Genomic DNA, 13,737 nt, shown 5'->3' with positions numbered 1-13,737 from the left:
GGTCCTACCGTGTTGACGAAGCTCACCGCCGCCGTCCTCGCGCTGCTGCTGCTCGGCCCCATGCTGGGGCTGGTCGGCATCGGCGTGCTGATGAATCCCGCCGCCGCGAACTGCGCGACCCCCGGCGGGTCCGTCACCGTCGGGGCCGTCCCGGAGTCGCTGACGGTCACGACCGCCAACGGTGAGACGTTCACGCTGAACCGGCAGCAACTCACGCACGCGGCCACGATCATCACGATCGGCGGCGGGATCGAGGGCGTCGGCCGACCCGGCATCACGATCGCGCTGATGGCCGCGCTGACCGAGAGCACGCTGCGGCAGTTGGCGAACACCGGCGCCTACCCCGACAGCGGGAACTACCCCAACGACGGCAACGGCTCGGATCACGACTCGCTCGGTCTGTTCCAGATGCGACCGCAATCCGGGTGGGGCACCGTCGCGGAGCTGATGGACCCGACCTACCAGGCGCGGGCGTTCTTCGGCGGCCCGGACGGCCCGAACTACCCGAGCCCGCGGGGGCTGCTGGACATCCCGGGCTGGCAGCACATGGACCCCGGCGAAGCCGCCCAAGCCGTCGAAGTCAGCGCCTACCCGGACCGCTACCGCAACTACCAGCCAGTCGCCGACGCGATCCTCGATGCCCTCACTGGCGCCGCCAGCGACGGAACCGGCGCATCCGGCTCGGCCGGTCCGGCGGGGTCCGTGGTCGCGGCGGCTCCGGTGGCACAGTCCGCGCGGGTAGTGTTCCCGCTGCCGGAGGGAACCTGGGTGCTCACCAGCGAGTTCGGGCCACGAGTCCACCCGATCACCGGAGAGTCGTCGTTCCACACCGGCACCGACCTCGCCGCCCCCGACGGCACCCCGATCCTCGCCGCCGCGGACGGCACCGTGACCGTCGCGGAGTTCTCCGGCGGCTACGGCGGGCTGATCGTCATCGAGCATCAGATCGACGGCCAGACGGTGGCGACCGCCTACGCCCACATGTGGGAATCCGGCCTCCACGCCTCAGCCGGTGACCGGGTCGTCGCCGGGCAGCACATCGGCGATGTCGGCAGCTACGGCAACTCCACCGGACCGCATCTACACTTCGAGGTCCGCCCCGGCGGCACCCACGGCGAGGCCGTCGACGCCGCCGCCTGGCTCAACGCGCACAACGCCGCCGACCTGCCCGAAGCCGCAGTCGGCGCCCCGACCAGCTGTGACACCCCCGGCGGCACCGCGGGCGAACCCGCCCCGGTCGACGGCGACCCCGACCGGCTCGTGGACGACCCCACCAGCGACGGGCAGATCACCGCCCGGGTGGCACACCTCGTGGCCCAAGCCCGCGCCGGGTTCCCCGACACCGGCTGGGCCTGCTACTCGCCCCGGCCCGGCACCACCTCCGAGCACCCGCTGGGACGCGCCTGCGACATCACCTTCGGCAACCGGATCGGGACCTATCCCACCCCCACGCAACTCGAGGACGGCTGGCGGGTGACGAACTGGATGAAGGACCACGCCGAGACCCTGGGCGTGGAGTACCTAATCTGGCAGGGCCGCATCTGGTCGATCGCCCGCGATGGCGAAGGCTGGCGCGACTACGACGGCGGCGGAAGCCACGACCCCGGTGACGTGACCGGCGGACACTTCGACCACCTCCACGTCACCGTCAAGGCCGGTGCGTGATGGACGTGTTCCCCGACTTCGACGGCCTGGCCGGGATCGGTGACCTGGAACAGGTGATCGGTGCGCTGCTCACGATCGTGCTCGTCGTCGCGGTGCTGATGATCGTCGTCTCGGCGATCTGCTGGGCGCTGGGCGCTTCGCACGGCAACCACTCGCTGGCCTCCAAAGGCCGGGTCGGGGTGCTTGTCGGGGTCGGTGCCGCCGTGCTCGCCGGTGCCGGGGTGGCGTGGGTGAACTGGCTGATCGTCCTCGGCCGCCAGCTCTGACCCCCGCGCGACGGCAGCACGCGCTCAGGGTGTGACTGGCTCACCTCGCCGCTGAACCAGCCATCCGCTCAGCGAGGGAGTAACCGCCGTGATCGACATCGACCCCAACAGCTCCGGCCTGCCCGGCATCGAACAGCTCCGCGCCATCGTCGGCGCGGTGATGACGGTCGGCCTCATCCTGTCCGTCTTGGCGCTGATCGTGTCCGCGATCGTGTGGGCCTACGGCGCCAACAGCTCCAATCCGCACCTGTCCGGGCGGGGGAAGCTCGGCGTGCTGATCTCCTGCGGTGCCGCGGTGATCTGCGGTGCGGCGGTGACGCTCGTGAACTTCTTCTGGGACGTCGGTCAGGCCGTCTGAGGCCGGCCCGGACACGACAGGAGGTTCACGATGGGTGTCTGCGATGTGCCGGTCATCTCGTCGGTGTGCGATGTGGCCGGGGAAGCTGCTGCGACGGTCGTGGCGGCCCCGTTCGACTGGCTCGCCCAGGCGATGGGCGGCGCGGCCGGCTGGCTGATCGAGGCGATGTGGGCGGTGTTCGACACGACCACCCTGGTCGATGTCCAGACCGATGGGTTCACCAGCGTCTACAACCTGATCTTCGGCATCGGCGTGTTCCTGGTGCTGATCTTCTTCTGCCTGCAACTCATCACCGGGCTCATCAAGCGTGATCCGACCGCCCTGTCCCGGGCCGCGCTCGGCGCGGCGAAATCGGTGCTCGGCGCGTTCGTTGTGGTCACGCTGACCGCGCTCGCGCTGGAGATCGTGGACCAGCTCTGCATCGGCATCATCCAGGCGTCCGGGGAGACCACCGAGACGATGGGCGACAAGATCATCCTGCTCGCCGCCGGCCTGACCGGCATCAACATCGCCGCTCCCGGCGTCGGCGCGATCGTCACGATCTTCCTGGCCGGGCTGATGATCGCCGCGGTCTTCATCGTCTGGTTCTCACTGCTGATCCGCAAGGCGCTGCTGCTGGTCGGGGTCGTGCTCGCGCCGATCGCGTTCGCCGGCGCCTCGTGGGATGCCACCAAGGGGTGGATCGGCAAGTGGGCCGCGTTCGTGATCGCGCTGATCGTGTCCAAGCTCGTGCTCGTGGTGATCTTCCTGCTGGCGATCACCCAGATCGCCACCCCCATCGAGGCGGACATCACCGCGGTCACCGAGCCGATCACCGGGATCGTGCTGATGGGAATCGCGGCCTTCGCCCCGTACATGGTCTACCGGTTCGTGTCGTTCATCGGCTTCGACCTCTACCAGCAGATGGGCACCGAGCAGGAAGCCAAGAACGCCCTGAACCGTCCCCTCCCGCTGCCCTCCAAGACCCCCGGCGGCGGCGAGCCGAAGAAGGTTCTCGATGACCCCCAGGGCGGCGACCCGGGAGGCGGGAAGGGGGCTGGCGGCGGACCAGGCGGCACCCCGCCGCCGCGCACCCCGGCACCGGCCGCAGCCAGCGGCACCGGCAGCGCTGGCACCGCAGGCGCCGGAGCCAGCGCAGGGTCCGGTGCGGCGGCAGGAGCGGGGGCCAGTGCTGCGGCGGCGGGTCCGGCAGCGGCAGTGGTCGTCGGAGCGCAGGTCGTCAAGGGCGCGGCCGAAGCCGGCCCGAAGGCCGGCAAAGCAGTCGCCGGACAGGCCGAGACCGCCGCCAGCGGCGCCGACGGCCAAGCGGGTAGCGGCCAGACCGCGCCGTCGAAGACACCGCCCCCGCCGTCTGCGCCCCAGCCGCGAACCCCGGCACCGTCCCAGCCGCCGCAGACCGGAAAGGAGTGATCGGCCATGCCCACCACGACAGATCAGAAGGTTCCGGGCAGTGAACTGACGCCGGTGAAGTTCTCCCGCCTCACCCGCCGGGGCGTGCTGCTGGGGCTCTCAGTCTCACAGCTCATCACCCTCGGCATCGGCGGGCTGGCCGTACTGACGGCGTTCTACGGCGGAGCCGGGATGCTGCTGGCCTACACCGCCCCGATCTGGCTGCTCGCCGCGGTGCTGACCTGGGTGCCCGTCGCCGGGCGGCCGATGGTCGAATGGCTGCCCGTCGCCTGCTGGTGGCTGTGGCGCTCCACCGGCGGGCAACTGCTGTACCGCCGGCGGATCGTCACCCCGCGCCCGGTCGGGAACCTCGCCATGCCCGGCGACATGGCCCGGCTGCGCGAGCATCTGGACCCCGAGACCGGGGCATGCATGATCCACGACCCCCGCCAGTCCACCCTCACCGTGGTCTGCGAAGTCACCCATCCCGCGTTCGTGCTGCTCGACCCCGGCGAGCAGGAACGCCGGGTCACCTCCTGGGGGCGGGTGCTCGCCACAGTCTGCCGATCCGGGCGGATCGCGACCCTGCAAGTCTTGGAGCGGACGCTGCCGGACTCCGGGACCGGACTGGCCGAATGGTGGGCCGAGCACGGCACCGCCGACGACTCCTGGGCCGCGACCACCTACACCGAGCTGATCGAACGAGCCGGTCCCGCCGGGGAACGGCACGCCACCACGATCAGCCTCTCACTGGACATGAAGACCGCAGCCCGGCAGATCAGGACCGCCGGCGGCGGCATCCGCGGCGCCGCCGCGGTCCTGCGCCAAGAGATGGCGACCCTGACCGCCGCGCTGCGGTCGGCCGACCTGACCCCGGTCGGGTGGCTCGGCCCCGGCCAGGTCGCGGTGATCCTGCGCTCGGCCTACGACCCGGCCGTCGCCGCCACGCTGGAGCGGCACGGGAAGCTCGGGCAAGACCTCGCCACCGCCGGCCCGGTCGCGGTCACCGAGACCTGGGGCAGCCTGCGCACCGACTCGGCCTGGCACACCGTCCTGTGGGTCGCCGAATGGCCCCGGAGCATGGTCTACCCGGGCTTCCTCGCCCCCGTACTGCTGTCCACCGGCATCCAACGCTCCGTCTCACTGCTCTACACCCCGATGCGATCGGACCAGGCCGCCCGCGACATCCGCAAGAAGAAGGTCGAACACCTCTCTGATGCCGCCCAGCGCGCACGGATGGGACAGATCGAGAACGCCGCCCAAACCGCCGAGTACCACGACGTGCTCCAACAGGAAGCCGACCTCACCGCCGGACACGGCGTGCTCCGCGTCTCCGGCCTCATCAGCATCACCGCGCCCACCCTCGATGACCTGGAAGCCGCAGTCGCCGCGATCGAGCAGTCCGCGATCCAAGCCTCCTGCGAGACCCGCCGGCTCATCGGCCAGCAAGCCGCAGCGTTCACCGCGGCGGCGCTCCCGCTGTGCCGCACGGTGTAGCTACAGGTGACTACCCAACGTGGAAGTCTCGGTGCTTGGCGTCATCATCTTCGACCCATTGGATGCGAAGAACCGGGTCACCCGACCCTCCGAAGGTGAACATCACCGGCAGGCGCCGGGTCTGGCCACGGTGGATCGTGGTGGATCCTTCCGGGCCAGCGATGAACATGGCACTGTCCTCGCCAACGCTCTCGAACAGAACGCCTTCCGCGTCGCGATCGCCAGTGTTTGTGATGTCGAGCCAGTGCTTCGTCGTGTAGCGCGGTGCACCCTTCGAGTTCACTCCCGAGACTTCGCGCTCTTGATGGGGCTGAACCAGGAAGTCCACTCCGCTTGGCTGTGACTGCACGGCGGGTGTCGCGTCGAGTTTCAGGGCCACGATGTCGTGCTCGATCGCTTTCCAGACCTCGTGATTGAGCTGTTCGGGATTGTTGAACTCGCCGAGGAGTCCGCGGTCCTGCATGTCCTTCTTGAAGGCCCGCAAGGCATCGAGCTGCGCGGTATCGATGTCGTTCGGGAGAGCAGCGGTCGAGAAGTAGAGATGAACAGGTTTGCCTAGCTCCAGCGCTCGGTCTACTTCCTCGGCGGTTCCCGAGATCGCGTCAGGTGTCGGTGAGCCGAGTCGTCCGCCGAACAGCGCGAACACGATGTCCGAATCATCGACGCCTTGTGCATTGATCAGCTTCTGCGGGTGAGCGCCCATGACCGGCACCGCTGAGGTTTCCCAACGCCACGGTTGGAGGATCACGCCCTTGTTCCTCGCGTTCGCGTCGTTCCAGCCGTGTACCGCCTTCTCTACAGCATCGCGAGCCTCCGGCACATCAGAGGGCGAGGCGATCATCACGCGCAACACAGTGGCGACATAGGGCATGGCTACAAGCCTACGGAGAGGGACGGACAGCGGTCCGGCGAAGCGCACCTGGCGGGCAACCAAGTGATGGAGACCGCGATGCCCACGTTCACCGATCCCGCTCGCGATGCCGCCGAGGCGTCCGAGGCGTTGCGTGGGCTCGCGCACGCCACCCGCAGCTTCGACCACCCGGCCGACACGTACGCGGTGATCGGTGGCCTGCTGGCAGGGGCGCGCTCGCTCCGGCAAGTCCTGGACCAGCTCGCCACCGCCCACCTGAACCAGCAGCATCAGGTGACCGACGAAGCACGCGACCCGGCCGGCGGTGCGGTCGAGGCGGTGTCGGCGGCCGACGAGCTGCACCAGGCCGGCACGCTCATCGACCAGGCCCACGACCGGCTCAACGCCGCGATGAGTCATTCCGGCCGGATCGTCTGGAACCCACCGACGCAACTCGTTGATCGTTGGGTGGGGGTCGTGTTCCTGCAAGGCGAGGACGCCGACCGGGTTCTCGACCTCATCGACCGTGACGGCGTCGAGGCGGGGATCGAGCATCTGTCCGGCTGGGACTACGGCGACGAGACCACCGACGCCGCCTTGGAGAACGGCGATGTTCACGACCACGCCCCTGTCTATGCCGGGGACCGGCAGGCCGAGACCGGCGACTACGCGATGTCCTACAACCCGCAGGCCGGGCACGTCGCCCTCTACCGGCGGCACCTGATCCCCGCCGACCATGCGATCGACCCAACCGACGACACCCCCGTCCCACCTCCGGACCGCCCAGCCGGACGCGACACCGCAAGACGGCACAGCGGAGTCCGGGACGGCAGCTGGTTCGAGCATCCCGGCGTCGCCGCCGTCAAGCAGACCCGAGGGCTCTCGTGGTGAACCGGGACGAGAAGCTGCACACCGCCGTCCTCGTCGCACCGGCCTCCGAACGACGGCGGCTGCGAAAGCAGCGGCGACAAGCAGCCGCCCGGCTCGTCGCCGAGCAACGGCAGGCGGAGAAGGCCACCGCCCGCGCGAAGCTGGAGGCGAAGCGCGCCGAACGGCGTGCCACGGTCTACCTGCCCTCGGCCGGCGAACCCGGACCAGCCGCGCTCCGCACGCCGGGGAGGTTCCGGCTGCCTCGGCACCAGGACACCAGCGCCGTCCTCGCCGGCCACTACCCGTTCCTGGCCGAAGCAGGTCTCGGGCCGCAGGGCATGTTCATTGGCCAGGACCTCTACTCCGGGTCCTCGTTCGTCTACGACCCGTGGGTGCTGTACCGGCGGGGCATCATCACCGCCCCGAACCTGGTCCTCGCCGGGATCGTCGGCTCCGGAAAGTCCTCGCTCGCCAAGAGCCTCTACACCCGCAGCCTGCCGTTCGGCTACCGCGTCTACGTTCCCGGCGACCCCAAAGGAGAACACACCGGCGTCGCCGAAGCGGTCGGCGGGAAAGCGATCATCCTGGGACACGGGATGGGCAACAGGCTCAACCCGCTCGATGAGGGCTACCGTCCCGGTGGCCTCTCCGATCAGGAGTGGGCGACCACGCTGGCTGCGCGGCGCCGCGACCTGCTCGGCGCGCTCACCGAGACCGTCCTGGCTAGGCCGCTCGCTCCGCTGGAACACACCGCGATCGACACCGCCCTGGCCGGCGCGGTGCGCGACGCTGACGTGCCGATCCTGCCGATGGTGGTCGACCGACTGCTGCGCCCAGACCCGGCCGACGATCCAGACGGCCGACTTGCTGAGGATGGCCGTCAAGTCGGGCACGCGCTGCGGCGGCTCGTCGCCGGTGACCTGGCCGGGCTGTTCGACGGCCCGTCGACGGTGAGGTTCGACCCGACGCTGCCGATGGTCAGCCTGGACCTGTCCCGCGTCACCGAGAACTCCACCTTGATCTCGGTGCTGATGACCTGTTCGTCGGCGTGGATGGAAGCCGCCCTCCTCGATCCGAACGGCGGCCGACGCTGGGTCATCTACGACGAGGCATGGCGGCTGATGTCGCACCCGGCGCTGCTGCGCCGGATGGACGCGCACTGGCGGCTCGCCCGCCACTACGGCCTGGCGAACCTGCTCGTGTTCCACAAGCTCACCGACCTGGAGAACGTCGGTGACCTCGGCTCAGCGAACCGTGCTCTGGCGAACTCGCTGCTGGCGAACGCGGAGACCCGGATCGTCTACCGGCAAGAGACCGACCAGCTCGGCCCCACCGCCACCACGCTCGGGCTCACCGGCACCGAGCAACGCCTCCTGCCGGGACTGGGCACCGGGCAAGGGCTCTGGCGGATCAAGGACCGCAGCTTCGTCGTCCAGCACCAGCTTCATCCCGCCGAACTGGCCGCGTTCGACACCACCGCCCGCATGACCGGCTCTGCGCAGGGTCACGAATCCTGAACAAGCGGCGGCAGTCCGCTGCTGGCCCACCTCGCCGTTATGAGGAGAGCCGAGCCCGAATCCGTCCCCGTGTCCATTCCGCTCGTCGTGCTCGACGTGCGCAAGGACGGCACCGTGGCCGTCACCGTCGACGGGATACGGCTGGACCCCGACCCGTTCGCGCCGCCGTGGCGGCGAGCCTCGTTCGGGCAGATCATCGACCGCGCCACGGATGACCGGACGACTCCGGCGCGGGTCGAGGTCCGCGAGGCAGACGGGACGACTTTCACCGACATCATCGCGACCCGACGTCGCCGAGCACCCCACCCGACGCCTGAGCCTGAGGAACCGACACCGCGGCCTGCGTTCCACGCCGTCGAAGGTGACGGGTTCGTTCCCGGAGAGGACGTGGCGGTCGCCGTCGTCACCGGGCACACCGACGTGTCCGGCACCGGCACGGCCCGCGCCCTGGTCGACCCGGACCGGCTCGGGCCGGACGCTGCGGGCGGCGTCGTGGAGGTGCTGCTGTTCGGCCGCATCTCCGGCACCACGATCATCCGGCGGCTGCCATGAACAGTCAGGGCCGGCAGACCGGCTCGTTCGGTGATGAGCTGACCAACGCGGCGATGATCGGGCTGGTCGGCCTGTTCGGCGTCGCCTTGGTGCTCCGCGGCGCCGGCTCCGTCGCGGCATTCTTCACCGGCACGAGCCAGCCCGCCGGTGGTCCCGCGTCCGGGATCGGTGTGCTGTTCGATCCGAGCGATCCCGCTGGCGCCCTGGACGCGCCCGGCATGAGCCCGGTCGTCTACTGGCTCGTCACGGGCCTCCTGCTCGCCGTGCTCATCACCGGCGGCGTGTGGGTCTGGTCGCGGCTGCGCCGTCACACGCACCGAGTCGAGCAAGACCCGCGCCGGATGGCGGGCATCGCCACCCGGCATGAGGTCGCTGCCGCCGCGTCCGAGAAGGCGCTGCTGCGCCGCGCCGGGAACCTCCGCCCGGGCTTGGATGATCCACGCCCGCAAGATGTCGGCTACCGGCTCGGCGCCTCCAAGGGCACCGGCGTGTGGGCGTCGGTGGAGGACTCGATCATGGTCATCGGGCCGCCCCGCTCCGGCAAGGGCCTGCACCTGGTGATCCCCGCGATCCTCGACGCCCCCGGTGCCGTCGTGGTGACCTCGACCCGCCCGGACAACCTGACCGCGACCCTGCGCGCCCGCAGCCGGGTCGGGCCGGTCGCGATCTTCGACCCCCAGCACCTCGCCGAAGGCTTGCCCGCGGGGATGCGGTGGTCACCGATCCGTGGCTGTGAGTCCCCGCAGACCGCGATGATCCGCGCCACCGGGCTCGCCGCCGGAACCGGCCTCTCATCCGGCGGCGTCGACGGCGGCGGGTTCTGGGAAGGCAAGACCCGCGCCGCGCTGCAAGCGCTCCTGCACGCCGCCGCGATCGACCACCGCCCACCGGCCGAGCTGTTCCGCTGGACCCTCGACCCGACCGCCGCTGCCGACGCGGTGGCGATCCTGACCGGCTCGAGCCAGGCGGCGACCGGATGGGCCGAGTCTCTGGAAGCGATGATCGACTCCGACCCCCGCACCCGCGACTCCATCTGGCAAGGCGTGTCCCTCGCCCTCGGATCGCTCGCCGACCCCCGAGTGCTCGATGCCGTCTCACCCGGCCCAGGTGAAGGATTCGACCCCGAGCACTTCATCCAGCACAAGGGCACCCTGTTCCTCCTGGCCACCGGGTCCGGCGCGGGGGCCAGCGCCGCGCTCGTCGCGGCGCTCGTGGAAGACCTCATCGAGACCGCCCGCCGCCTCGCCGCACGATCGGCCGGCGCGCGGCTCGATCCGCCGATGCTGCTCGCGCTGGACGAGATAGCCAACCTCTCACCCCTGCCGTCGCTGCCGACGCTCATGGCCGAAGGCGGCGGCTCGGGCATCACCACTATGCCAGTGCTCCAGTCCCTCGCGCAGGCCAGGGACAAGTGGAACGAGCATCAGGCCGGCGCGATCTGGGACGCGTCGATCGTGAAGGTCATCCTCGGCGGCGCGTCCAACAGCCGCGATCTGCAAGACCTGAGCGCGCTGGTCGGGGAACGCGACGAGTACACCGACTCCGTGACGCTGGGTGACCACGGCACCCGCTCCAACCAGCGCTCCGTCCGGCGGGTGCCAATCTTCCCGCCCGACCGCATCCGCCGGCTCCCGTTCGGCACCGGGATCGTGCTGCTGCGCTCCGCGCCCCCGATCGTCACCGACCTGCACCCGTGGCCCCAGCGCCCCGACGCCACCCAGCTCACCGCGGACCGTGCGCAGACAGAGGCCCTGCTGCGCCGCTCTGACACCTGAGCACACGCCCAGGCGTCTCCGCGCCCACCTGCCTGCCACAGCAAGGCCCCGGCATGACCGGGGACCGCGAGAGCAGACAGGAGCACACCATGGCCGACGATCCCCGCGACGATGACGCCACCACGGGCGACCTGCCCGGCCCGGAGCTGGACGGCGGCGACGAGGGCTTCGAGGACCCACTGATCGCTGAGCCCCCGCACCCGATCAACTGGAACCTGCTCAACGCCGACGACGCCGAGGTCGAGTGGCTGGAGCTGAACCGGTGGGTGGACTGGCTGCGGCACACCTACGGTCTGCCCGCCGCGGTGATCCCGCCCGCCTGGTACGCCCACCCGGAGCTACTATGGGAGCTGTCCGCGCTGCACCTGCACTGGCTGTGCGCCTACGACCCCGAGCAGAACGGCAGCGCACCGCTGGGATGGCACCGCGACTTCGCCGACGCCCGCCAGCGGCTGCGCGAATGGGTCGCTGCGTCCGGCACGAAGCTCGACCACGACCGGCCCACCCGGCAGACCGTCTGGCCCGGTGAGGAACCCGCCGACCCGATCGAGGACCTGCCGATCATCGACCGCGACGCCGAGTTTGTGGAGTTCGTCATGGCCGACGTCCAGGCTCGCCGCGACGCCGAGGAAGCGTTCTACCGCACCCTCGACCCCGACACCGGAGAACTGTCATGAGCGACGACGGACCACTCGTGGTGTCACCCCTGATGCACAGCCGCGAGGTCGCGGCGTACTTGAAGGTCTCGGAGTCCACCCTGTCGCGGTGGCGGTCGGCGGGCACGGGGCCGCCGTTCCTGCGCCTCGGCGGGATCGCCCGGTACCGGCTCGACGCCGTGGACCGCTGGCTGAGCGAGCTCGAACACGACCATGCCGCGGAGAGCTGAGCCGCAGCCGACCGCCGAGCCCAAGCCGGTCCCGCCGATCGGTGTGAAGGTCTCCACGGACATGGAGCGCCGCTCCTACGGCATCCGCGCCCGCGCCCGGTGGACGGACCCGACCACCAAGCGCCGGGTGATCCGATCGGAGATCGTGCGGGATGAGGCGGCCGCGCACGCGTTCTTCGACCAGCTCCGCAGCTCCTCGACCAAGGGCATGGACGTGTTCATGACGCTGCTGGAGTTCGTCACCTCCATCGGCGACCGGTGGGCGCGTGGCCTGGACCCGACCTCCACCGGTGAGACCTACGGGTACGGGCTGAAGCTGCGGGTGCTGCCCGCGCTCGGGCATCTGCCGGTCACCCAGATCACCGCGGGGATCATCGACCGCACCATTGATGAGTGGGAGCAACGCCACGGAGCGTCGACCATCAAGAACTCCATCGCGCCGCTGGTCCGCGTGCTCGATGAAGCGGTCCGGGACGGGCTGATCCAGATCAACCCCGCGAAGAACCGTGCCAAGCGGAGCCTGAACCGCAACGCCTTCCGCGGCCAGTCCGCCGAACACGCCTCCCCGCGGGCGCACGCGATCCCGGACATGAAGACCCTCAACCGCCTCGCGCGCGCATGCGGGAAGGTGCATCAGTCCTACAGCGACTTCGTGATGCTCGCCGCGCTGCTCGCGGCCCGGTCCTCAGAGGTGTCTGGGTTGCAGGTCGGGGATGTCGACTTCGACAAGAACCTCGTGGTGATCCGCCGGCAGGTGTTCCCCGGCAAGGGCGGCCTGGTGACCAAGCCGACCAAGAGCCGCAAAGAGCGCCGGGTGCCGATCCTCGAACCGCTCCGGCCGGTGCTGGAACGCCTCACCGAAGGCAAGCGGTCCGAAGACTCGTTGCTGGTCGGCCCGAAGGGCGGCTACCTCACCACCGCGACCGTCCGCGACGCCACCGACTGGGACAGCATCGTCGCGAAGCTCGGACTACCCGACCTCACCCGGCATGGCCTGCGCCACACCGGGGCGACCTGGATGGCCGACGCCGGCATCCCGCTACACGTCCTCCAAGACATCCTCGGGCACGCCTCGATGGAAACCACCCGCGGCTACCTCCACCCCGACGACCGGCACCTCGCCTCGGCAGCCGAGCAGGCCAACGCCTTCCTTTCCGCCGCCGGACAGCGCAAGCAAGCTCGGCGCAGCGGCCCCTCAGCCAGGCGCCTGTAATGCGCCCGCGCCGGTGCGAGTGGCCGCGCAGGCGTTCTGGTCCCCTTTTGGTCCCCTTATCCACAGGGGAGCGGGCCGAGGCGGTCCGGCTGTCCACAGGCGACCGTCCGGCACCACTCCAGGGGGACCAGAGGGGGACCACGGAAACCGATCCCTGGACATGATGAAGCCCAGGTGAGAAACCTGCTCTCACCTGGGCTTTTACGTCGGGCTGACAGGATTTGAACCTGCGACCCCCTGACCCCCAGTCAGGTGCGCTACCAAGCTGCGCCACAGCCCGTGGCATGGATTTTCAGTTGTTCGGGCCGACCAGAGCGGGGTAAACCCCTTGACCCCCAGTCAAGTGCGCTACCAAGCTGCGCCACAGCCCGAAATTTCATTTGCACCCCGTACGGGGACAACTCCATAAGTCTACCTGCCCCACCCGATCCGCGCGAATCGGGGGCGGATCCCGGGCGCGTCAGCGGATCCGGCGCAGGATGATCACCGGGATCGTGCGCGCGGTTTTCCGCTGGTACGCCGCGAAGCCGGCGCTCGCTGCTTCGAAAAGCCGCCACACGCGGTCGCGGTCCTCCCCCTCGAGAACCTCGGCCTCGACGCGCACGGCGCCGGCGTCCGGATCCTCGATGGTCGTCTCGGGGTTTGCGACGAGGTTATGGAACCAGGCGGGGTTCGTGTCGGCGCCGGCCTTCGACGCCGCGATCAGCCACTCGCCCGCCGTGGGGCGCAGCGCCATCACCGGGGTGACGCGCATGATGCCCGTCTTCGCGCCCGTGTGGTGCAGCAGGATGAGCCCGCGGCCGAAACCGCCCGTCTTCACGGTGCCGCCGTTCTCGCGGAACTCGTCGATGATGTCCTGATTCCAGCCCATGCTCTCATCCTGCCAGCACCGCGTGCGC

14 protein-coding genes and 2 tRNA genes are annotated in these 13,737 nt (G+C 70.1%); 12 read left to right on the top strand and 4 right to left on the bottom strand.

Annotated elements, in window-relative coordinates; all coding sequences use genetic code 11:
* Positions 1–60: 60 nt before the first annotated feature.
* From DTO57_RS00190 to DTO57_RS00170, 5 genes are all read left to right on the top strand, one after another.
* Positions 61–1,665 (top strand): M23 family metallopeptidase, encoded by a 1,605-nt coding sequence (locus DTO57_RS00190; RefSeq protein ID WP_187346593.1) that lies wholly within the window; start codon positions 61–63, stop codon positions 1,663–1,665.
* Positions 1,665–1,931: a DUF6112 family protein gene (locus DTO57_RS00185; protein ID WP_114116235.1), complete on the top strand. Its 267-nt coding sequence runs from the start codon at positions 1,665–1,667 to the stop codon at positions 1,929–1,931. Before DTO57_RS00190 ends, DTO57_RS00185 begins: the two co-directional genes overlap by 1 nt.
* Before the next feature lie 88 nt (positions 1,932–2,019).
* Positions 2,020–2,289 (top strand): DUF6112 family protein, encoded by a 270-nt coding sequence (locus tag DTO57_RS00180; RefSeq protein WP_007926521.1) that lies wholly within the window; start codon positions 2,020–2,022, stop codon positions 2,287–2,289.
* 30 nt (positions 2,290–2,319) lie between these two features.
* The gene (locus DTO57_RS00175) at positions 2,320–3,699 is read left to right on the top strand and encodes a TrbL/VirB6 family protein (RefSeq protein WP_114116234.1); all 1,380 of its coding nucleotides are present in this window, start codon (positions 2,320–2,322) and stop codon (positions 3,697–3,699) included.
* A 6-nt stretch (positions 3,700–3,705) separates the two neighbouring features.
* Positions 3,706–5,175: an SCO6880 family protein gene (locus DTO57_RS00170; RefSeq protein WP_114116233.1), complete on the top strand. Its 1,470-nt coding sequence runs from the start codon at positions 3,706–3,708 to the stop codon at positions 5,173–5,175.
* 10 nt (positions 5,176–5,185) lie between these two features.
* Here DTO57_RS00170 and DTO57_RS00165 read toward each other — a convergent pair whose 3' ends face one another.
* Positions 5,186–6,046 carry a DUF4062 domain-containing protein gene (locus DTO57_RS00165; protein WP_114116232.1) on the bottom strand — a complete coding sequence of 287 codons (861 nt, stop codon included), beginning with the start codon at positions 6,044–6,046 and terminating at the stop codon, positions 5,186–5,188.
* A gap of 78 nt (positions 6,047–6,124) precedes the next feature.
* On the opposite strand from DTO57_RS00165, the gene DTO57_RS00160 reads away from it, so the two are divergent.
* The 7 genes from DTO57_RS00160 to DTO57_RS00130 all read left to right on the top strand — a co-directional run bounded on the left by DTO57_RS00160 (position 6,125) and on the right by DTO57_RS00130 (position 12,838).
* Entirely contained in the window at positions 6,125–6,916 is a 792-nt protein-coding gene (locus tag DTO57_RS00160; RefSeq protein WP_114117222.1) for a hypothetical protein, read from the top strand.
* Positions 6,910–8,412, top strand: a complete 1,503-nt coding sequence (locus DTO57_RS00155; RefSeq protein ID WP_114116231.1) for an ATP-binding protein — start codon at positions 6,910–6,912, stop codon at positions 8,410–8,412. Before DTO57_RS00160 ends, DTO57_RS00155 begins: the two co-directional genes overlap by 7 nt.
* 69 nt (positions 8,413–8,481) lie before the next feature.
* The gene (locus DTO57_RS00150) at positions 8,482–8,964 is read left to right on the top strand and encodes a hypothetical protein (RefSeq protein ID WP_308420487.1); all 483 of its coding nucleotides are present in this window, start codon (positions 8,482–8,484) and stop codon (positions 8,962–8,964) included.
* Complete coding sequence (locus tag DTO57_RS00145; protein ID WP_114116229.1) at positions 8,961–10,739, top strand: TraM recognition domain-containing protein; 1,779 nt, start codon at positions 8,961–8,963, stop codon at positions 10,737–10,739. The genes DTO57_RS00150 and DTO57_RS00145 overlap by 4 nt, the downstream gene beginning before the upstream one ends.
* Positions 10,740–10,828: 89 nt before the next feature.
* Positions 10,829–11,416: a hypothetical protein gene (locus DTO57_RS00140; protein ID WP_114116228.1), complete on the top strand. Its 588-nt coding sequence runs from the start codon at positions 10,829–10,831 to the stop codon at positions 11,414–11,416.
* 17 nt (positions 11,417–11,433) lie between these two features.
* Positions 11,434–11,625: a helix-turn-helix transcriptional regulator gene (locus DTO57_RS00135; protein ID WP_308420488.1), complete on the top strand. Its 192-nt coding sequence runs from the start codon at positions 11,434–11,436 to the stop codon at positions 11,623–11,625.
* A 61-nt stretch (positions 11,626–11,686) separates the two neighbouring features.
* Positions 11,687–12,838 carry a tyrosine-type recombinase/integrase gene (locus DTO57_RS00130; RefSeq protein WP_229730363.1) on the top strand — a complete coding sequence of 384 codons (1,152 nt, stop codon included), beginning with the start codon at positions 11,687–11,689 and terminating at the stop codon, positions 12,836–12,838.
* A 206-nt stretch (positions 12,839–13,044) separates the two neighbouring features.
* On the opposite strand, the gene DTO57_RS00125 is transcribed toward DTO57_RS00130, so the two are convergent.
* From DTO57_RS00125 to DTO57_RS00115, 3 genes are all read right to left on the bottom strand, one after another.
* Positions 13,045–13,118, bottom strand: a tRNA-Pro gene (locus tag DTO57_RS00125).
* Positions 13,119–13,138: 20 nt separating this feature from the next.
* A tRNA-Pro gene (locus DTO57_RS00120) sits at positions 13,139–13,209 on the bottom strand.
* Positions 13,210–13,298: 89 nt separating this feature from the next.
* Positions 13,299–13,709 (bottom strand): nitroreductase/quinone reductase family protein, encoded by a 411-nt coding sequence (locus tag DTO57_RS00115; RefSeq protein WP_114116225.1) that lies wholly within the window; start codon positions 13,707–13,709, stop codon positions 13,299–13,301.
* Positions 13,710–13,737 lie beyond the last annotated feature (28 nt).

Origin of the sequence: Microbacterium sorbitolivorans (assembly GCF_003327285.1) — a bacterium.
GTDB classification, from domain to species: Bacteria; Actinomycetota; Actinomycetes; order Actinomycetales; family Microbacteriaceae; genus Microbacterium; species Microbacterium sorbitolivorans.
The sequence above is the reverse complement of the archived record's forward strand: the minus strand, read 5'-3'. Positions and strand labels throughout refer to the sequence as shown.

What these genes read in the sequence shown, in the direction of transcription:
- DTO57_RS00190 (WP_187346593.1), top strand. Translation starts at nt 61, where the DNA reads ATGCTGGGGCTGGTCGGCATCGGCGTGCTGATGAATCCCGCCGCCGCG.
- DTO57_RS00185 (WP_114116235.1), top strand. Translation starts at nt 1,665, where the DNA reads ATGGACGTGTTCCCCGACTTCGACGGCCTGGCCGGGATCGGTGACCTG.
- DTO57_RS00175 (WP_114116234.1), top strand. Translation starts at nt 2,320, where the DNA reads ATGGGTGTCTGCGATGTGCCGGTCATCTCGTCGGTGTGCGATGTGGCC.
- DTO57_RS00170 (WP_114116233.1), top strand. Translation starts at nt 3,706, where the DNA reads ATGCCCACCACGACAGATCAGAAGGTTCCGGGCAGTGAACTGACGCCG.
- DTO57_RS00165 (WP_114116232.1), bottom strand. Translation starts at nt 6,046, where the DNA reads ATGCCCTATGTCGCCACTGTGTTGCGCGTGATGATCGCCTCGCCCTCT.
- DTO57_RS00160 (WP_114117222.1), top strand. Translation starts at nt 6,125, where the DNA reads ATGCCCACGTTCACCGATCCCGCTCGCGATGCCGCCGAGGCGTCCGAG.
- DTO57_RS00145 (WP_114116229.1), top strand. Translation starts at nt 8,961, where the DNA reads ATGAACAGTCAGGGCCGGCAGACCGGCTCGTTCGGTGATGAGCTGACC.
- DTO57_RS00140 (WP_114116228.1), top strand. Translation starts at nt 10,829, where the DNA reads ATGGCCGACGATCCCCGCGACGATGACGCCACCACGGGCGACCTGCCC.
- DTO57_RS00130 (WP_229730363.1), top strand. Translation starts at nt 11,687, where the DNA reads ATGGAGCGCCGCTCCTACGGCATCCGCGCCCGCGCCCGGTGGACGGAC.
- DTO57_RS00115 (WP_114116225.1), bottom strand. Translation starts at nt 13,709, where the DNA reads ATGGGCTGGAATCAGGACATCATCGACGAGTTCCGCGAGAACGGCGGC.